This is a genomic window from Vibrio sp. 1401 (genome assembly GCF_033340295.1).
The window spans coordinates 58,827-77,740 of record NZ_JAWOWF010000009.1 but is presented as its reverse complement, the minus strand read 5'-3'; the positions used below and the strand labels follow the sequence as shown (position 1 = coordinate 77,740).

Annotated in this window: 17 protein-coding genes; 15 read left to right on the top strand and 2 right to left on the bottom strand. The window is 44.2% G+C overall.

Features of this window, described 5'->3' with window-relative positions; all coding sequences use genetic code 11:
- Positions 1 to 134: 134 nt before the first annotated feature.
- Complete coding sequence (locus R7Z77_RS07335; protein WP_318136630.1) at positions 135 to 1,001, top strand: fructosamine kinase family protein; 867 nt, start codon at positions 135 to 137, stop codon at positions 999 to 1,001.
- Positions 1,002 to 1,254: 253 nt separating this feature from the next.
- Positions 1,255 to 1,449 carry a CPXCG motif-containing cysteine-rich protein gene (locus tag R7Z77_RS07330; RefSeq protein ID WP_017634925.1) on the top strand — a complete coding sequence of 65 codons (195 nt, stop codon included), beginning with the start codon at positions 1,255 to 1,257 and terminating at the stop codon, positions 1,447 to 1,449.
- A gap of 75 nt (positions 1,450 to 1,524) precedes the next feature.
- On the opposite strand, the gene R7Z77_RS07325 is transcribed toward R7Z77_RS07330, so the two are convergent.
- Complete coding sequence (locus R7Z77_RS07325; protein ID WP_005377625.1) at positions 1,525 to 2,136, bottom strand: riboflavin synthase; 612 nt, start codon at positions 2,134 to 2,136, stop codon at positions 1,525 to 1,527.
- A gap of 392 nt (positions 2,137 to 2,528) precedes the next feature.
- Here R7Z77_RS07325 and R7Z77_RS07320 point away from each other — a divergent pair, with 392 nt between their 5' ends.
- Both R7Z77_RS07320 and R7Z77_RS07315 read left to right on the top strand, forming a co-directional pair.
- Entirely contained in the window at positions 2,529 to 3,899 is a 1,371-nt protein-coding gene (locus R7Z77_RS07320) for an MATE family efflux transporter (RefSeq protein WP_005377626.1), read from the top strand.
- Between the two features lie 134 nt (positions 3,900 to 4,033).
- A complete protein-coding gene (locus R7Z77_RS07315; RefSeq protein ID WP_171345400.1) occupies positions 4,034 to 5,032 on the top strand; it encodes a DUF3080 domain-containing protein in 999 nt (332 codons plus the stop codon).
- A gap of 15 nt (positions 5,033 to 5,047) precedes the next feature.
- Here the strand turns inward: R7Z77_RS07315 and R7Z77_RS07310 are convergent, their stop codons facing one another.
- The gene (locus tag R7Z77_RS07310; protein WP_053307085.1) at positions 5,048 to 5,893 is read right to left on the bottom strand and encodes a DNA ligase; all 846 of its coding nucleotides are present in this window, start codon (positions 5,891 to 5,893) and stop codon (positions 5,048 to 5,050) included.
- 423 nt (positions 5,894 to 6,316) lie between these two features.
- On the opposite strand from R7Z77_RS07310, the gene R7Z77_RS07305 reads away from it, so the two are divergent.
- From R7Z77_RS07305 to R7Z77_RS07255, 11 genes are all read left to right on the top strand, one after another.
- Positions 6,317 to 6,637 carry an STAS domain-containing protein gene (locus tag R7Z77_RS07305; protein ID WP_017634929.1) on the top strand — a complete coding sequence of 107 codons (321 nt, stop codon included), beginning with the start codon at positions 6,317 to 6,319 and terminating at the stop codon, positions 6,635 to 6,637.
- Positions 6,638 to 6,663: 26 nt separating this feature from the next.
- Complete coding sequence (locus tag R7Z77_RS07300; RefSeq protein ID WP_017634930.1) at positions 6,664 to 7,530, top strand: OmpA family protein; 867 nt, start codon at positions 6,664 to 6,666, stop codon at positions 7,528 to 7,530.
- Complete coding sequence (locus R7Z77_RS07295) at positions 7,527 to 9,629, top strand: SLBB domain-containing protein (protein ID WP_064353904.1); 2,103 nt, start codon at positions 7,527 to 7,529, stop codon at positions 9,627 to 9,629. The genes R7Z77_RS07300 and R7Z77_RS07295 overlap by 4 nt, the downstream gene beginning before the upstream one ends.
- Entirely contained in the window at positions 9,629 to 10,315 is a 687-nt protein-coding gene (locus tag R7Z77_RS07290; protein WP_213967701.1) for an AAA family ATPase, read from the top strand. The genes R7Z77_RS07295 and R7Z77_RS07290 overlap by 1 nt, the downstream gene beginning before the upstream one ends.
- Before the next feature lie 11 nt (positions 10,316 to 10,326).
- The gene (locus R7Z77_RS07285; RefSeq protein ID WP_213870161.1) at positions 10,327 to 10,707 is read left to right on the top strand and encodes an Hpt domain-containing protein; all 381 of its coding nucleotides are present in this window, start codon (positions 10,327 to 10,329) and stop codon (positions 10,705 to 10,707) included.
- Between the two features lie 308 nt (positions 10,708 to 11,015).
- Positions 11,016 to 12,542 carry a sigma-54-dependent transcriptional regulator gene (locus R7Z77_RS07280; RefSeq protein WP_213967700.1) on the top strand — a complete coding sequence of 509 codons (1,527 nt, stop codon included), beginning with the start codon at positions 11,016 to 11,018 and terminating at the stop codon, positions 12,540 to 12,542.
- On the top strand, positions 12,517 to 13,587 hold the full coding sequence (locus tag R7Z77_RS07275) for a glycosyltransferase family 4 protein (protein ID WP_213967699.1): 1,071 nt from the start codon (positions 12,517 to 12,519) through the stop codon (positions 13,585 to 13,587). Before R7Z77_RS07280 ends, R7Z77_RS07275 begins: the two co-directional genes overlap by 26 nt.
- 144 nt (positions 13,588 to 13,731) lie before the next feature.
- Positions 13,732 to 14,916 carry a glycosyltransferase gene (locus R7Z77_RS07270; RefSeq protein WP_213967698.1) on the top strand — a complete coding sequence of 395 codons (1,185 nt, stop codon included), beginning with the start codon at positions 13,732 to 13,734 and terminating at the stop codon, positions 14,914 to 14,916.
- 11 nt (positions 14,917 to 14,927) lie between these two features.
- On the top strand, positions 14,928 to 16,100 hold the full coding sequence (locus R7Z77_RS07265) for a glycosyltransferase (RefSeq protein ID WP_005377641.1): 1,173 nt from the start codon (positions 14,928 to 14,930) through the stop codon (positions 16,098 to 16,100).
- A complete protein-coding gene (locus R7Z77_RS07260) occupies positions 16,093 to 17,523 on the top strand; it encodes a lipopolysaccharide biosynthesis protein (RefSeq protein WP_318136629.1) in 1,431 nt (476 codons plus the stop codon). The genes R7Z77_RS07265 and R7Z77_RS07260 overlap by 8 nt, the downstream gene beginning before the upstream one ends.
- Complete coding sequence (locus R7Z77_RS07255) at positions 17,520 to 18,884, top strand: O-antigen ligase family protein (protein WP_005377645.1); 1,365 nt, start codon at positions 17,520 to 17,522, stop codon at positions 18,882 to 18,884. The genes R7Z77_RS07260 and R7Z77_RS07255 overlap by 4 nt, the downstream gene beginning before the upstream one ends.
- Positions 18,885 to 18,914 lie beyond the last annotated feature (30 nt).

Below are 18,914 nucleotides of genomic sequence, written 5' to 3'. Positions count from 1 at the left end.
GCGATTTGATTCACATTTATACAAATTGACTACACTAAGAGGAAGGTTTCTTTACTAAGTATGCTCAACATAGCGCCAACTCCCTGCTATTTATCCTAAACTATTGGTGGTCAAATAGATTCGCGAGGTTTTGTATGTGGCAAGCAATATCGCAACAGCTTTCTGATACTTTATTGTTCGATTACCAGATCACGGAAAAAGTAAGGCTGTCTGGTGGGGATATCAGTGAAAGCTACATGATCAATGATGGCGAGCAACGTTATTTTGCGAAAATTAACGATCGCGAGTTTTTGTCTAAATTTGAGGTAGAGGCTGAAAGCCTGCATCTTTTGCGTGAAACATCAACCCTATTTGTACCTGAGGTGGTATTGGTTGGTAAAACCAAAAATGCCTCATTCCTAATTCTTAACTACCTTCCAACGAAACCATTAGAAGATGGTCCCAACAGCTTTAAATTTGGGCAGCAATTAGCTCACCTACACCAGTGGGGCGAGCAAAAAGAGTTTGGTTTTGATACCGACAACTATCTCGGTTCGACTCTACAGCCCAACAAATGGCACAAGAAATGGTGTGTATTCTTTGCTGAGCAACGCATAGGTTGGCAATTACAGCTCCTTAAAGAAAAAGGCGTCACCTTGGTTGATATCGATGACTTTATCGACGTCGTAAAACAGCGGCTAGCAAACCATGCTCCGAAACCTTCTTTGTTGCATGGCGATTTATGGAATGGAAATGCGGCACTCACTGCATTCGGTCCTATCTGTTACGATCCTGCGTGCTATTGGGGGGACAGGGAGTGTGATATTGCGATGACAGAGCTTTTTGGTGGATTTCAACCAGAATTTTATCAAGGCTACGAATCGGTTATGCCACTTTCTTCAAGCTATGAGGAACGTAAAGATATCTATAACCTTTACCATGTTCTCAACCATTGTAATTTGTTTGGCGGCCATTACTTGGAACAGGCTCAACTGGTTATTAATAAAATCATTTCTTATTAATTTGGAAGCCACTGCATATTTCAAGATGTAAAATCTCGAGGCACATCACTACAGAAAATCACCCTAAGCTCAAGGTTGAGTTTGGGGTCAAGTTTTGTACTTATTTCGACTCAATTAGCAACAACTCTGCCTAATATCAAAGGAGACTTAACTTTGGATTGTGCCTATTTTCCTTGTAGGCAAAGTAAGTAAAGGGCTGTACTTCATTGATGAATAGTGTGTTTAAAAGCCCTGCGAGATTAGGAGTTGTTGTATGAAAAATTATACCGAAAGGTATGTAAAGTGCCCGCATTGCGGACACTCTATCGGCATTACATTAGATGCAAGTAATGGTGACCAAGAGTTTTATGATGATTGCCCAGCTTGTTGCCACGCTATCCACCTAAATATGCGAGTGGATGAGTTACAAGATAAGGTCGAACTATTTATCGATGACAATTACGAATAACAGCTCGAGCATGTGAACATCAGAAATATAAAAACGCTTAAATGAAAAAGGAGCACTAGGCTCCTTTTTCTCATTCTAAAGCTGTTTTGCTGCAAGAACGCGCTCAACAGTATCAACAATTGCTTGAGTCTGAGGATCAAACTCAATATTAACACGCTCCCCTACTTGTCTCACTCCGAAAAGCGTTCGCTGCAAGGTTTCTGGAATTAGGTGTACCGAAAAACGACACGCTTCAACTTCACCAATAGTTAGCGAGCAGCCATCTAAACCAATGTAACCTTTCGCTAATACATATTTCATTGATTCTTGCGGCAGTTGGAACCAAATCGTGCGGTTATTGGGCGTATCGATGATATCGACAATATCTGCCGTTAAACTAATATGACCAGACATACTATGCCCGCCTATTTCGTCACCAAACTTAGCCGCGCGCTCAATGTTTACGCTATCCCCTTCCACCAGCCGACCTAAATTAGTAAGAGCCAATGTCGCTTGCATTAAATCAAAACTGATAAGGTTGCCTTCGATCTTAGTCACAGTTAGACAACATCCGTTGTGTGCAACGGATGCACCAATTTCTAACCCTTTACAAAGTTCATCGCTTAACTCGACAACGTGCGTTTGAAAGCGTTCTTTTTTATCAATTTTAACGACCTTCGCCGTACCCTGAACTATTCCTGTAAACATTTCTTTTTACCTATTGATTTAATACCAACTGTAGTCGAAGACTAAGCCCTAAACACTGCGCTACAGGTCGGAAATAAAGACCGCAGACGATAAAGCCATGGCTTAATGAACACTGGTTTGTTCTCATGCATGCTTCAACATTACCATGATTCGCTGCTGTTCTCAGTAAAAGCGTATCCTTAGCGTGGAGAGCGTCCAGTCAGTGTTATCGACTATTAGCTACCTAGCTATGGAATATAAACATACAATTGTTTATCATTTGCGCGGAGTTTCTCCGAGGCATTTTTTCACCTTATCGTGACTAAAATCAACCATCAGATCCGTTCACCACATCTTTTGCCCTCGAGTACTCTCATTCTTTCAACTTATTGTTCCGCTCTGGAGTATTTTTCGTGCATCGCTATAAAGAAGAAGCATCAAGTCTTATCAAATTGGCGACCCCGGTATTGATCGCATCTGTCGCTCAAACTGGTATGGGGTTTGTTGATACCGTAATGGCTGGCGGCGTTAGCGCCACCGACATGGCTGCGGTTTCTGTCGCTTCAAGTATTTGGCTACCATCCATTTTGTTTGGGGTGGGTTTATTAATGGCATTGGTCCCTGTTGTCGCACAGTTAAATGGCTCTGGTCGTCGAGTGAAAATACCGTTTGAAATTCAGCAAGGCGTCGTTTTGGCATTGCTGATCAGTGTGCCGATAATTGCAGTCCTGCTTCAAACCCAGTTTATTCTCGGACTGATGGATGTTGAAGCACTGATGGCTGAAAAAACGGTGGGATACATTCATGCCGTTATATTAGCAGTACCCGCTTTTTTACTTTTCCAAACGCTTAGAAGCTTTACGGATGGTATGTCATTGACGAAACCGGCAATGGTTATTGGCTTTATCGGTTTGCTGCTCAACATTCCTCTAAACTGGATTTTCGTGTACGGCAAGTTTGGTGCACCTGAATTAGGCGGTGTTGGCTGTGGTGTAGCAACCACGATTGTTTACTGGGTCATGTTTGCCATGCTATTGCTGTATGTGATGACATCAGAGCGATTGAAAAGCATCAACCTATTTGGAGAATGGCATCGCCCACAATGGAAAGCGCAAGTTCGTCTATTCAAGCTCGGCTTTCCTGTTGCAGCAGCGCTGTTTTTTGAAGTGACATTGTTTGCTGTTGTTGCACTGCTCGTTTCACCACTGGGTCCTATCATTGTGGCAGCGCATCAAGTCGCGATTAACTTCTCCTCGTTGGTATTTATGCTACCAATGAGTATTGGTGCAGCAGTAAGCATTCGTGTCGGCCATCGACTTGGTGAAGAAAACGTAGATGGCGCGCGCGTAGCGTCACGAGTCGGCATTATGGTTGGTCTAGCATTGTCCGTTCTCACAGCGATTTTAACCGTCTTGTCTCGTGAGTGGATCGCCGAGCTTTATACTAGCAACCCAGAGGTAATCACTCTAGCGATGCACCTGCTCGTGTTTGCCGCTGTTTATCAATGTACGGATGCGGTTCAAGTGATCGCAGCTGGTGCATTACGCGGCTATAAAGACATGCGAGCCATCTTCAACCGTACTTTTATTGCTTATTGGATTCTTGGGCTGCCAATTGGTTACGTCCTTGGCCGTACAGACTGGATTGTCGAGCCAATGGGAGCACAAGGCTTCTGGCTTGGTTTTATCATCGGCCTATCTTCTGCGGCCTTTATGTTAGGCGTCAGAATGCGTTGGATGCATCGCCAAGAGCCAGAAGTGCAATTGAACTTTTCAGTTCAATAAAAAGTAAAAAAAGCCAGCATCCGCTGGCTTTTTTGATCGAATAATCACACGGTTGAGTATACTTATAACAAGATTGCGAAGTGGTTGATTTTGCTCTCTAGACAACGGATACGAAGTTATAAAAAAGGATATTTGTGCGGTCTATTTTATTGTTCTTAATCTTGATTCTTAATGGTTGTGATAACTGGTTCAATCCAGAGAACGCCATGTTTGATAAGTATCATCAACGTGTAGCCAATGTATTGGACGTTCCTGCTATTCCAATAGAATTACAGTCTACGGTAACGATTCCTGCGAAACGCGTTTTGTTCGAGCCATTGCCAAGGCTATCTATTGGCCTGCTAGAGAGCTATCAATTACGACAATGCGGACTCTTTAATTTACTTGCCGAGAAAAACTCACAACTTGGAAAGGTGCAGGATGCCTTTCATGATTTTGATTATCAAACTGCCCTTTTAAGAATCATAAATCGATGTTTATCCGAATTTCCACTTAGCGATGAAGAACGCGCGACATTGACAGAGCTTTACTCAACCAAGTGGCAACATCTAGACATTCATCTCGACAACTTACTACTCGTAAGTGATGCCATGCAAAAGCAACTAACAGCCTCTGATTGGCTATCTCAAAATACGACGAATGATATTGCACGCATTAACGATGTCTATCGTATTTTCAGCGAAATGTATGATTTACCCCACCGCGCGGTCTCACGTCTACCCGATGTGGAAGTTACTCAATATCAAGAAGAGTTAGAGAAATCTCGTTTACTCGGACGACTTTACTACTCGATGGTAAACACATCCCTTTGGTTAAAAGCAACAACTCAGCTACTTGAGCAGAACCAGAGCAACGTATTGTGCGGGCCGAACAGAGACACCACCCAGTTCCGCTACTTAAGAAATGTCTTTCAATCCATTTACGTTGAAGAAGTGCAACCTTATTTGGCTTATTTAGACAGTACCTATCAACAACTTAATGATGGTGCCACTTTGGTGGAGAACCGTATGCAACTCCATGGTCACCAGTACGGCATCATTGAGGCACATAGGACATTTAGGCAAGAAACCCTAAACCACGTTCAGTTTTGGCAGGGTCTCTTCAAACGATGTGGCGTAACCGTTGGCAACTAGTAAGTGCAGAGCGTTCTATTCCTTCAACCTTTCACGCAAGAATCGAGCAAAACGTGGTTTACCAGTATGTGTAAAACCGTTATATCTAAATGTAATGGTTGAACCAATTTTCGGAGGCTGGCGACGCACTTCATCGGTAAATCCGCTACCGATGTAAAACTCAATGCCATTTGGTAAGCGAACTAACATTGCTCCCATCATACCTAATAAGCGCCCTGTTCCTGGCTTATAACCCACAACTAACGCTTCATCATCTGCGTATCGTTTAAGTTTAAGCAAATCACTACCGCGTCCAGCCTGATAGCGGCTTGATACCTTCCGCAACATCACCCCTTCACCGTCGGATATTGAAATTTTATCCAACTGTGTAAACAGATGAGCTTCATTTTGAATGGCTCGGTGCTCGACATATTTGATATGAGGCTGGTCGACTTCAAGCACTAAATCTTTGATGTTGTAATAACGCTTCCGATAATCACCAGCGGAATATGGCATATCAAAGATCATAAAGTCGATGTGTCGCCAAGCAGACTCTACAGGAGTTTTATCTAATACCGTTTGCTGAACAAGATGGAAGTTACCTCTCCCAGCCCAAAGTTCACCGTCCAACGGATAATCAGGCAAAGGTCCTGTAAACCAATCTGGGGCGTAGATTCGATTACCATTTCTCGTCACGAGATGTTGCCCAGTCCAATAAGCGCGAACACCATCAAGTTTTTCGCTATACCAATATTCAGACACATCAATGCCATCCTGATAGCTTTGTGCAAGAGAAACTGGTGGTGCGAAAGACGTATCCGCTTGAGGCTGTGAAGACGCTGCCATAACAGCCAGCGCAATTAATGTCATTTTTAATGGCATAAGAAGACCTTGTACAAAAAATCGCCTTTATTGAAACGTAAGTCCTCTCGATGACCTATTTATTACTAGTTATTCTTCGACTCATAACAATCAACATTAGTAATAATTTGCAAAGATAATCATAAACTTTAGACAGGTTTTGCATTTAGTCGTTACACATTATTCTCGTATGGCGGATGGTTCGTCAATCGAGTTGGAATCTAATCATGACGTGCCTCCCCCGGTCTAACGACTTCTTTCGGCTCAAAACCTCTTATAAGCAAACCATTTCTCTGTGCGTTTTTGATTCTCAATTTGAGAATCAGTCCTTTCTCAAATTGAACAATATAATTAACAATATTTAACTGTTTGATTTTTCATTAATTTCAAATTGGCACGTTACCTGCTCTATATCCAATTAGAAAAACAAACGGAGACAGAGTCATGGAATTACGCAAACTAGAAATCAATCAAGACAAGTTAGCCATTGAGTTTTTTGGTGACTTAGACGCAAGTGGCTGTCGACAAGCACAACATCACATTGATGAAGTAATTCACAACAATCATCACAAAGAAGTCGAAATTAACCTACAGCACGTCCAATTTCTTGATTCTTCAGGGATTGGTGCCATTGTTTACTTATATAAGCGTCTAGTTGAACGTGAAAGAAGCATGAGTATTGAAAACGTATCAGGCCAACCTTTAGAAATCATGAGCTTGCTTCGTATCAACCATGCCATTCCCGTTAACTCAAAAGGACACTAAAAATACCGGTTTAAACGGAGGTTGGCATGGTAAATCTTTTACGACGATATGCAGTAAGCGGTCTTGTTGTCGGCATGTTTGGTTGTTCGTCGTTTGACTACCCAGAACACGGGAAAGGTGGCTTGGCGGAAAGCTATCAAGATATCTCGATCGAGAATTATCAGTTTTCCCCAGTAATGCCTGACGAGCCTTTAGGTCCAGAACATGGGTTAAGGTTTGATTGGCAATTGACCAAGTTACATCTAGACGCACTAATCCAAGAGGGCGCGCGCTGGTGTTTTCCTGCGGCAGTTGTTCAGGCCCTTGAAAAACAAAATAGAATTGCGCGCGAGTTAGAAGGTGGGCTTTTACTCGACGCTGCCAACGACCTTGTGATTCAGCGTCGACGCTTAAACCAGCTCGAACAACAACTCGACTACGTACTGAGCCAAACAACTTGCACACCGCCCGATGATATTGAAGCACTACGTAGCGACCTAAACATAGTCTCGGATATCTATGCACTACTTAATATCGACAACCAGTTTGCTGTCGATTCAGCAGAAATCAACCCGAAGTACATGGGACATTTGGCAGAAGCAGCCTACATTTTACGTGACCACCCCAACCTATCTCTTGTAGTAACGGGGCATGCGGATGCAACTGGAACACCCGATTACAACCAGAAACTTGCTCAAGCGCGTGCGGAACAAGTAAAGCGTTACCTAACCGTATTTGGTATCACTTCAGAGAGAGTCACTACCAAATCTGTCGGAGATAACCTGCCACTCTATGAAGGTGAAACATCCGCCGTGCGTTTAACTAATCGTCGAGTAAGCATCGAGGTTATTAGCCCTAATTCAGATAGCGATACCTCAATAAACCGCAACCCAACGGCAGGAGGCGCGCTATGAACACGATGAAACCATTTATCCTCTTAATGTTGTTGTGCCTGGTCGCGTGGGTACCTTCTTCCATAGCGGATGAGAGCAATACTGTTAAGGTCGGTGATTTAATACAGATTAACTTACCTGGAGAGGCGTCGTTAAACCAAGGGTTTCAGGTTGATCGTCGTGGACGAATTAATTTACCAGAAGTCGGCCCTGTATTAGTGGCCGGCTACAATGAACAACAACTCCAAGACGTGATTATCGACAGGCTAAAGACCGTGTATCGTGACGTTAACAACGCTCGAGTTTTTATTAAACAGCAACAGTTGTTAGTGTCCGTTCAAGGCTACGTGGTCAAACCCGGTGAATATACCTTACCTTCTGGGTCCAACATTCAAATGTTTGTGTACGAAGCTGGAGGCCTGCGCGCAGGGGCTCAGCTTGATAAAATGATCGTGAAACGTGGAAATAAAAACATTGAATTTGACTACAAACGCTTCCTTGATACGGGGGACAATAGCCAGCTGCCAAAACTAGAATCACTGGATGTCTTATTTGTCCCCGCTTCCCCACTCGTAGGGAATATTGAGCAAGAGTTTGATGCAGCAAAACTCGCGAATTCAGGTGACAGCGCAGATTCCGCTCGTGCAATCAAAGTCTTTGGTGAAGTCAACGCACCTGGCTCGTTCTCATACAAGCCAAACACCACGCTAGTTGATGTCGTAATGCGAGCTGGCGGCGTGACACGATATGCCAGTGTTGAGCAAATTCGCGTGATAACAAACAATAACCCAACCATGTTTAACCTGAAAAAGTACCTTGATACTGGAGACCAAAGCCTACTGCCGGAGATCCTGCCAGGTGCCACCATCTTTGTCCCAAAACAGGAAGAAGAAATCAAAGCAGGTGCAAATGTGGTTTACGTGATGGGTGAAGTCGCCCATCCTGGGGCATACGAAGGCAAGCAAGGCGCTAGCTTCATGGATATCCTCGCCAACGCTGGCGGGCCCACTCGCTACGCAGAATCTCGCCAAATTCGCGTTATAAAAGCCGATGGCAAAGTCATCAAATTCGATCTTACCGCGCATACAGAAGGACTATCTTCAGCCAGACCACCAAATGTTGGACCAGGAGATGCGATTTTCGTGCCGGAGAAAACCGATTTCAATGAGAAGTCTTGGTTAAAAGTAGCACCTAGTAGAGCGGTCGCAGTGATGGGAGAAGTTGTTCGCCCTGGACGCATCGAGTGGTCAGACGAAATGGATTTGATTGATCTGCTTGCACACGTTGGTGGCCCAACTCGACGAGCTGATACCACCAAAATTGAAGTCGCCAATAACGGTCAAATGACACAATTTGACTTAGACCAATACATTCTGGATGGCTCACCAACATCAAGCCTACCTCGAGTTTCCGCTGGTACAGTCGTAAGGGTACATGCATTGCCTGACGACCCATCCGATAATAAATCGCAATGGGTAAGCCAAAGCTCTGACGCATCGATATACGTTTTCGGGCAAATCAATGCACCTGGGCGCTATCGTTTCACTGAAGATATGCATTTTCTGGATATTTTGTCTGCCGCCGATGGACCGACAATGGATGCAGATATTCACAACATCCGTGTCACACACCGAGGCCTAGGTTATGCCAAAGTGAGTAAATTGAATTTATCGATGTACTTTGAAACAGGTGATGAATCAATTCTGCCCCACGTTCGTCCTGGTGATACCATTTACATTCCAGAAAAAAACAAAAACTGGTTAGATCGTTCAAAAGAGTCCACGGTACGCGTATTAGGTGAAGTAAGAGACCCAGGGCGATACGTATTCAATGACAACATGACTGTGCTTGATCTGTTAGCGGAAGCAGGAGGACCAACTGACAATGCCTACCTTGAAAAGATCAGTGTGGTCAATATGTCTTGCTGCCAGGGCCAAGCCCGAACATTTGATTTGGTGAACTTTAGTAAAACAGCCAACATTTATGAGCTGCCAGTCATTCGCGCAGGCGACACGATTTACATTCCCCATAAAGACGAGAGCTTTGTTGAAAAAGCGAGGGCCGGATTAAGAGATATTTTACAAATCACCACAACCATCGTGTTAATAGGAGCGTTGTAATGACTATTCCTGCAACTCACGCTGAGATTGAGCAAATTTATCTTCAGAGTGAACAGAAGGGCCACAAAACGATTTGTGTTGTGGGTTGTAAATCTGAAGATGGTGTCACTTCCGTGGCTTCATCTCTTGCAGAGCGCTTGGTTTTAGCAGGCCACAATACTTTGTATGTAGACCTTAACTTATTCAAACCCGCTTATCACACTGTTCACGAATTTGATGATGACGAGAAGGTTGGCCATTTGATCACACGAGAGAATACACACCAAACTTTAGTCGGCCTCCCTGCTCCATCTCTCGCCAGCACTCAGTTAGCGTACCGAGACCCAACAATGCTGAAACGAAACATTGCACAATGGTTAACGCAGTACGAGCGCGTCGTGATAGATACATCACCACTTCTCAGTGTCAACCGAAGCAATATAGCGCCTCAAGTGATTGCTGGCGTATGTGATGCTACTTTGTTAGTAGCGCATTATGGTTCTACGACTGCAATCCAGCTCGAGCAAGCCAAAAAGCTACTCGATGCTAGCGATGCGAACTTGATTGGTTCTGTCTTGAACATGAAGCATACACCAAGCCTGAAAGATGAGTTAATCCGCCAAGTTTCCAAGCTGCGTTTCTTACCAAAAAAGTGGAAAGAAAAACTGTCTCAGCAAATTAAAAAAAGCGAACTGTTTATGTTATAGGGAGCGCTATTATGACGATAAATAATACATTGACTATCGAGCAAGAATTAGTGGATGAGCATATTCTTCAGCAAATGATCAAAGATACGTGCGCCGAAATCATCCCTACCTTGATTGATCACTATGTCGAAGAGTCACGCGATCGCATGGAGAAAATAGAGCAAGCATTAAGCACAAAAGACCTTCAAACATTAGAGTTCGAGGTTCACACACTGGGCAGTTCTGCTCTCGCTTTAGGCAATCGAACGCTTTCAAGACAAGCAAGAATGATTGAGAAGTACTGTGTCGAAGGAAAAGTACCAAAAGCATTGGAGCTTTGTGAAACACTTCCGCAACTCGCCAATGAATCGTTTGATGCGTTAGAAAAGCGAAAAGCTCAAGGGTTTGAGTAGTATCAGTGTCTTACTCCCTAGCGAAGCATCGCGTTTGATAAAGCGCGATGCCGACATCATCTCAGAAATTTAGGCTCCAAATTCAATCACCCTCGCCAAGCCACACACCTTGAAATTATTTGGGCATAACTTAATCAATTAAAAAGTATGGATTTTTCGCAAATTTCCTACCTTGTGCTAATACTTAAATAACGCTTTTCTCAAATTGAGAATTTTCAGCACTAGAGAGCTATAAACCACTCATAATGCCAAATAGTAGTGCTGACAAAAATCATAAAAAATGAAACAAACTACGTTGGGATGGGACTATGAGACCAAGGGTGTTACTGGTAGAGGACTCTACTTCACTAGCCATACTTTATAAGCAGTATGTGAAAGACGAACCTTATGACATTTTTCATGTCGAGACAGGTCGCGAAGCGATTCAATTTATTGAAAGAAGCAAACCTCAGCTCATCATTCTCGATTTGAAACTGCCCGACATGTCTGGCGAAGACGTGTTGGATTGGATCAACCAGAATGACATTCCTACGTCCGTTATTATTGCTACGGCACACGGCAGCGTCGACTTAGCCGTTAATCTAATTCAAAAAGGTGCGGAAGATTTCTTAGAAAAGCCCATAAACGCTGATCGCCTAAAAACATCAGTCGCATTGCACCTCAAACGCGCCAAATTGGAAGATTTGGTGGAAAATATTCAGTCCAAGTTTGATCGCCACAACTATCACGGATTCATCGGTTCAAGCCTCCCGATGCAGGCGGTATACAAGACCATTGATGCTGTTGCGCCAACTTCTGCCAGTGTGTTTATTGTGGGAGAAAGCGGCACAGGTAAAGAAGTTTGTGCTGAAGCCGTCCACCGCCAGAGCGACCGTAAAGACAAACCTTTTATTGCAATTAACTGTGGGGCTATTCCACGAGATTTGATGGAAAGTGAGATTTTTGGTCACGTTAAAGGGGCCTTTACTGGAGCAACAACAGATCGAAAAGGTGCGGCGACGCTGGCACATGGTGGTACGCTTTTTCTTGATGAGCTGTGTGAAATGGAACTTGAGATGCAAAAGAAGTTGCTCCGCTTTCTACAAACGGGCACTTACACCCCTCTTGGTGGCACTCGAGAAATGAAAGTGGATGTGAGAATCATTTGTGCCACTAACCGAGATCCATTAACAGAAGTAGAAGAAGGTCGTTTTCGTGAAGACTTATACTACCGTGTGCACGTTATACCTATTGATATGCCCCCATTACGTGAACGAGGAAGTGACATCGTCACGCTTGCCAAGCACTTCTTGACCACTTACGCCAAACAGGACAAAAAGAAATTCTCAACAATCGACAGCGAAGCTCAACATATCATCAAGCATTACGAATGGCCGGGTAATGTAAGGCAACTACAAAACATCATACGTAACATTGTGGTGCTTAATAACGACGAAAAAGTCACGGTGAGCCACCTACCCGCTCAACTTACTAAAAAGTCTAAAGTGACGAAAACAACGACGCCTGCGCATGTTGCTCAAGAGTCAGCAAACATTGCACCAATCACACCACCACCTGGTTATACTGAGGAACCTTCACCTTCTGCGGTCGAACCGTCGATTAACGCAGCGGAGCAGCCTGGTACACCGTCCTCTGCTGCTACCTCACCGTACTTTAACTCTGATGGAACCATTCGCCCTATGTGGCAAGTAGAGCGTGAAGCAATTCAAAACGCAATTGCGTACTGTGATGGCAACGTCCTCAACGCCGCTGTCATGCTGGAGTTAAGCCCATCTACGGTTTACCGAAAAAAACAAGCGTGGGAAGCGGATGAAATTAATCTCGAACAATCTTGATAAACCTGCCATTGGTGAAATTTGGATCTTGCTTGATAGCCGTCTATTCGGTGGCATTGAAAGTCACGTTATCGAGCTAGCTCGGGGATTAATCGCCTTTGGACACAAAGCTCGAGTTGTGCTAACCACTGAGTATTCGCCAGCCGCTCAAATTGTACAGAAGGCAAAAGAAGCCGCGATCCCTGTGAGTTACTTAAACTATTTGTCTGGCGAGCCCAATAAAGCTTTAAAAATTAAACACCTAACAAGCGCCGTCGCCAATCACCAACCCTCAGTGGTTCACTCCCATGGTTATAAAGCGTCGATTTTGTCGCGCTGCGCCAAACTGCTCACCCGTACGTTTCCTCGTTTGATTTCAACTTATCATGCTGGTGAATCGTCCTCAGGGAAGCTATGGCTATACGATTGGCTTGATAGAAGCTCAGGCTGCCTATCTGACCATTGCTTTGCTGTCAGTCCAAGTATTCAGCGCAAAGTTTTTTGTTCTTCAGAACTGCTGAATAACTTTGTTTCGATTCCCAACAGTCAACTCAACTATCAGGAGATCGCTTTTGTCGGCCGATTGAGTCAGGAAAAAGGCGCCGATCAATTTATTGAGGTAGCGAGGCTCTGTCCAACATTACAGTTTAGTGTGTACGGTGATGGCCCAGAAAAAGAGTCGCTTAATCAAACTGCCCCTTCAAATGTGACTTTCTTCGGCCATCAAACCGATATGAAAGGTGTTTGGGAAAATATCAGTGTACTTATCATTTCTTCTCGTTATGAGGGTCTTCCAATGGCGGCGCTTGAAGCCATGTCGAGAGGCATTGCCGTGATGAGCTTACGTGTAGGTCGTCTTCCAGATATTATCCAAACGGGTAAAAATGGTTTTATCGTCGAAGACATTCCCTCTCTTGCTAAATGTCTTCATGACTGGATGTCGATTGGTGAAGCGCAACAATCACTCATTCGCCAAAATGCTCGACAAACCATCATTGATGATTTCTCAGCGCAAAGTGTGATTCCCGTATTGCTACAAAAATATCAAATTGAAACGGATCACTAATCCATATTGGTTCTCAATATGAGAATGATGAGGTCTAAATATAAATATCATATAAGATTCAATCACATAAACTAATGGCATATTTTGGCATCTCTATTGCAGCTCAGCAGTTAACGCAGATTAATGATGAGACAGAGGTGACTTATGACTATGCCAAAACGCATTCTATATGTTCATTATGGTGATAATTGGATTCGCGGCAGTGAAGTGGTGCTTCTGGATCTCATTTCAGGAATCGACCGCAATAAGTTTGAGCCATTCGTATGGTCAAACTGCCAACCATTAATCGATAAGTGCCAATCGCTCGGAATTGAAGCGGAACATTCAGCCTTCAATTTGGTGGGTGGTTGGAGCGCTCCACGCTGGGATATTAGCGGGTGGAATAGCCTTATCAAACAAGGCTCAGCTTTGGTCGAAAAGCACAGCATCGACTTGGTACACGTCAATAGCGGCGGCCCTTGTCAATGGATGTGTTTGGCTGCTCGCATGAATCATATACCACTTGTCACGCAACTTCATTGCCATTATACATTGCGCGATCGCTTCTCTCTCGGACTTCACCTCTCTCCAAAATTGATTTGCGTTAGCAAAGATGTTGGACGCGAAATTCTTCAGGACGGCTACCCACAAAACCAACTTCATGTCGTACACAACGGCGTGTCACTTCAAGGCGTGGATACACCCATCGACATTAAAGATAGCCTCGGAATCCCATCACAGGCCTTTACCTTTCTGTCGGTGGGTTCGCTGATTAAGCGCAAAGGGTTCGACCGCCTTATTCGCGCAATACGCATGCACAACTACCACCACAACAACCCTCACCTTGTTATTGTTGGTGACGGCGAAGAAAGAGAAGCATTGCAACAGCTTGCATCGGATTTTGGTATCCAAGAACGAGTGCACTTTGTCGGAGAACAACACAATGCCGGAGCGTGGATGTGTGGTAATGCAGACGCTTTTATTAGCGGCGCCTATGAAGAGGCCTTTGGTCTCGTGCTCGGGGAAGCGGCTTTAGCTCAACTGCCTATCGTGGCTCCTAAAACAGGAGGCATTCCCGAGTTGTTCGAGCATAATCACTCTGCATTGCTGTACCAGAACAGTGGAATGGCGAGCCTGTTAAACGCGATTCAACAAGTCATGCAAGACGCGGCATTAAGAAACAAGCTGGCGGAAAACGCTTACCTACATGCTAGCCAGCACTTAACGACGACTGCATCTATCAACGCTATTGAACGTATTTACGAAGGTGAACTTAATAACAACGCCATTACACCAATGCCAATGACTCACTGCATGAAGCCTCTTTCACGCTGGTTGAGCATCAATTGAGGAGCCCGGTCATGAAACGTGTATTGATGTTCGACGCCATCCCAATGCAAGGTGGATCCAAAATCGCGAATGCAGAGCTCCTTAAGCAGTGCGATAAGCTGAACGTGATTGGTTATCTACTCACTACAAATCCAGAGCATTGGGCGTCACTGCTTAGTGATACACCGCGTGTGCAAGTTATAAAAATAAAACCATCACCATTTAACTCGACTCATGGACTGACCTACTGGTTGATGAACGCTTACTACTTTCTCCAACTTCTCTACGCGTGCATGAAGCTGCCAAAAATAGATAGCTTTTTGGGCCTATCTTGCCCAAGTAATGATATGCCTTTGTACTTACTACGATTAATTAGCAAAAAGCCTGTGGTACAGATGGTTCATGGCCCTATTGGACGATCGAGATCTGCTGGCTACTGCTTAGTAAAAGCATCGGCAATTTACTACTTGGCAAACACCCGCGAATCAATGGTAGAAGCATTACAGGCCTACCTCAAAACAGAGAAGCCAGCCACCGAACGCTATTGGTGTGGTTTGAATACATCTACATTTGTTAATGGATTATCGAAAGATCGCTGGCCAAAACAAGCGAATCCGATTTCAAGCCGCGTTTTCTGGGCAGCTAGCTTACTAAAATGGAAGAACATCGATCTTTTGCTTGATGCTTTAACACTTGATGAGTCGAAAAAGATCAAATCCACCGTGTGTTACATCAAACCTAACGTGGCAGGTGTGGAATATTCAACACCGGACTTCAACACACAAGGTGTTGAATGGCATGAGTGCCCAAACAACTTAGATGAATTGCGTTCACAGTGTGGTGTGTTTGTTTCCACCAGTCTCAACGAACCTTTTGGGTTATCTATTTTGGAAGCGCTCGCTGCAGGTATGTGTGTCGTCATTCCACATGATGATAGTTATTGGGACCGCGTGTTAACTCACGGCCGAAATTGTATTAAATACACGCCTAACAATGTGGCTTCGTTACACAACGCAATTCGCCTTTTGAATGAATCGCCGTGGATGAAAGTAACGATGGGTATCGAAGCACTCAATGTTTCTCAACTATACACAGCCGAACGTTGTTATTTGCCAATCGCCCAGCACCTTGCTGCCGAAATTGCTACCAACAATGATTGCACACTCAAGACACCGCGAGACATCAAAGGATATGACCATGTCTAAAGCAATGACCAACATGACGCTATTTGCTATCGCCTTATTGATCAATAAAAGCATCAGCCTAATCATGCTGCCTGTATTGCCCCACTTTCTCTCACCAGAACAAATGGGCAAGCTTGAGCTTCTAACAACCTTTGGTGTTGTTACGACCTTGTTTGTCAGTTTCGCTTTGCATGAAGCGCTTTATCGATTCGTCGGCGTTGAAAAGGATAAAAATACGCGCACAAGCCTACTAAACCAGCTGTACTCACTTGCTTTACTCATCGCTGGCGTCGTTGCTCTTAGCTTGCTCACTATCATTTTAATCGCCCCCATTCCCGCGCCTTTTACGCGAGTCGAATTTGCTATTGTTATGTTTGCCATCGTTCTAGAAGGCAGTATTGCAATCGGCACTGCCTGGTTAAGAACACAAGACGACAAAGCAAGAACACTGCTTAACGTCATGGTCACTACCACCATTTTTCAGGTCATTTTTATCGTCGCGGCGCTGTCTGTTCATCCCCATGTTATTTCTGTTTTGTGGGGGGGCTTGTTGGCTGCTATTACTCAATTTGTTTGGCTGCACATCGTTAACAGTTACAATATCACCCTTCCTAAACTGACATTGGCAAAACAATACCTAAACTACTGCCTACCAATGATGATGGCCGGTTTAGTAGCATTTTGTCTCAATGGCGCTGAACGCTGGTTCATTGGTGCCAACACTTCTCTTGCGACGTTAGGGATTTACGCGATAGCGGTAAAATTTGCAGTGGGCATGTGTATTTTAGTGCAGCCATTTGGCATGTGGTGGATGCCACGTCGATTTAACTACTTAGAAGGGCGCAAGAACACTGAAGCAGTGCGCATCACACACTTAGGTATGATTTACATTACAGGTTTGAGTGTAGTGGTCGGCACATTAGCAATGGTGATGATCACCCACTTACTGCCAGAAACCTATCATGAGGCGGTACTATTCAGCTTATTCTTGCTGCCTATCGCTATGTTAAAAGAATGGAGCGAGCTGATTAACATCTCCATTTTGTACAAGCGTCGTACTCGCTGGCTACTGGGTATAAATGTCGTCTCTGCGTGCGTTGCGATTGCTTTGCTGTTTGGCTTATCTTCTCTGGGTATTTATGGTGTGTTCATTGCGCTTTATTACGCACAACTGTGTAAGCTGGGCCTGACTTATGTAGTAGGCCAACAATGTATGACGTTGCCTTTTCACCTAAGTCTGATGGTTTTATTACAGATTATATCCGGTGTGGCACTGTTCCTGCTTCACTCTTCACAATCAATAGGAATCGCCATCGCAATTTGCATTTTGACATGCAGTTTGCTGGCAGGGATAGCCACTCGCTACATGAGTAAAGAGACGCTAAATGCTCTCACTCGATACATAGTGAAAAGGCGTGGACAGGTGAAGAGATACTCGTTATGAATGAAACCAAGGTGAGAACAAAACAGTCCATCGCAGCACTGACGATCACTGTCTGTATCGGCCTGCTTTGGATTGTTATGCCTCATCCCATTTTGATTGTCGCGTTGTGTTTCGCACCACTCGCGTTACTGTTTGTTCTCAATCAAACGTTTTGGCTTGTCACACTGTTCGTTATTTTTTCATTCTTTCGTATTCACGAAGCCTTTCCTGTTATCTATAACTTCAAGATCCCATTACTGTTATCACTGGGGGCACTCGCCGCACTCGCTTTTCACCTTCTTATAAGCCGCCAGATTACAGCTTTTTGGCACCCTTCATTAAAGTGGCTGTGTATATTTTGGGGTCTGGTGATCATCGGAATCATATTCGCTTCTAGTCGTGATATCGCAATAACGGTGTTCAAAAATACCTATTGGAAAATCATCATTATGACGTTGGCCATCACCTGGCTTATTACTAAACCTTCACAGCTCGCACAGATGTCAAAAGCAATTATTTTCGCCGGATTATTGATTGGCTTAGTGGCATTACAAAACGCAGCGAATGGCATTGATTTAGTCGAAGGAACGCGCGTGTCAATAGGACGCTCCATAGGTTCTGTACTTGGCGATCCTAACGATTTGGCACTAGTACTGATGTTTCCCCTTGCCTTTACCGTTAGTCAATTGATGGAAAAACATTCCCCCAAACATCTCAGACTCTTTGCCCTTATCACCTGTTTGGTTTTGTTCTTTGCGATCATTGAAACGCAGAGCCGCGGTGGGTTACTAGGTTCACTGTCTGTATTTGCCTACTTTGCTTTTAAACACATCAAAAGCAAAACATTAGTCTTGGTATTAGGCGCTATCGCAGCGATCGTACTCTACGCATTCGCTGGTATTTCAGGACGAGAATCGGGGGGAGCCGCTGAGGATGGTATAGATGCCTCAGCGATGGGGCGACTTTATGCGTGGGAAGCGGCATTTAAAATGGCGCTGCATCACCCGTTGACTGGCGTAGGTCTAGATAACTTCTACTTTAATTACTATTTCTACAGCCCACACTGGGATGGTATCAACCACGCCGTCCATAGTACTTGGTTTGGCGTGTTAGCAGAAACGGGTTTTGTCGGGCTCGCGGTGTTCATTACTTTAATTGTGTCATTGATCCGCACCTCTTTGCATTCCATCTCATTGCTAACACCAAAATCAGATTACACCCTCTCTGTAGGAGCAAACGCCGTGTTAAGTGGGCTTATCGGTACCATCGTATCAGGCACGTTTCTGACTCAAGGTTTCACTTGGCCAATTTACATTCTAGCGGCGTTAACGGTTGTCGTTAGCCGAATCGTTCAAAGTGATTGTCAAAATGAGAAATCCTAGTTTCAAACATAAACAAAACCCATAACTCAC

What these genes read in the sequence shown, in the direction of transcription:
- R7Z77_RS07335 (WP_318136630.1), top strand. Translation starts at nt 135, where the DNA reads ATGTGGCAAGCAATATCGCAACAGCTTTCTGATACTTTATTGTTCGAT.
- R7Z77_RS07330 (WP_017634925.1), top strand. Translation starts at nt 1,255, where the DNA reads ATGAAAAATTATACCGAAAGGTATGTAAAGTGCCCGCATTGCGGACAC.
- R7Z77_RS07325 (WP_005377625.1), bottom strand. Translation starts at nt 2,136, where the DNA reads ATGTTTACAGGAATAGTTCAGGGTACGGCGAAGGTCGTTAAAATTGAT.
- R7Z77_RS07310 (WP_053307085.1), bottom strand. Translation starts at nt 5,893, where the DNA reads ATGCCATTAAAAATGACATTAATTGCGCTGGCTGTTATGGCAGCGTCT.
- R7Z77_RS07305 (WP_017634929.1), top strand. Translation starts at nt 6,317, where the DNA reads ATGGAATTACGCAAACTAGAAATCAATCAAGACAAGTTAGCCATTGAG.
- R7Z77_RS07300 (WP_017634930.1), top strand. Translation starts at nt 6,664, where the DNA reads ATGGTAAATCTTTTACGACGATATGCAGTAAGCGGTCTTGTTGTCGGC.
- R7Z77_RS07295 (WP_064353904.1), top strand. Translation starts at nt 7,527, where the DNA reads ATGAACACGATGAAACCATTTATCCTCTTAATGTTGTTGTGCCTGGTC.
- R7Z77_RS07290 (WP_213967701.1), top strand. Translation starts at nt 9,629, where the DNA reads ATGACTATTCCTGCAACTCACGCTGAGATTGAGCAAATTTATCTTCAG.
- R7Z77_RS07285 (WP_213870161.1), top strand. Translation starts at nt 10,327, where the DNA reads ATGACGATAAATAATACATTGACTATCGAGCAAGAATTAGTGGATGAG.
- R7Z77_RS07280 (WP_213967700.1), top strand. Translation starts at nt 11,016, where the DNA reads ATGAGACCAAGGGTGTTACTGGTAGAGGACTCTACTTCACTAGCCATA.
- R7Z77_RS07275 (WP_213967699.1), top strand. Translation starts at nt 12,517, where the DNA reads ATGAAATTAATCTCGAACAATCTTGATAAACCTGCCATTGGTGAAATT.
- R7Z77_RS07270 (WP_213967698.1), top strand. Translation starts at nt 13,732, where the DNA reads ATGACTATGCCAAAACGCATTCTATATGTTCATTATGGTGATAATTGG.
- R7Z77_RS07265 (WP_005377641.1), top strand. Translation starts at nt 14,928, where the DNA reads ATGAAACGTGTATTGATGTTCGACGCCATCCCAATGCAAGGTGGATCC.
- R7Z77_RS07260 (WP_318136629.1), top strand. Translation starts at nt 16,093, where the DNA reads ATGTCTAAAGCAATGACCAACATGACGCTATTTGCTATCGCCTTATTG.
- R7Z77_RS07255 (WP_005377645.1), top strand. Translation starts at nt 17,520, where the DNA reads ATGAATGAAACCAAGGTGAGAACAAAACAGTCCATCGCAGCACTGACG.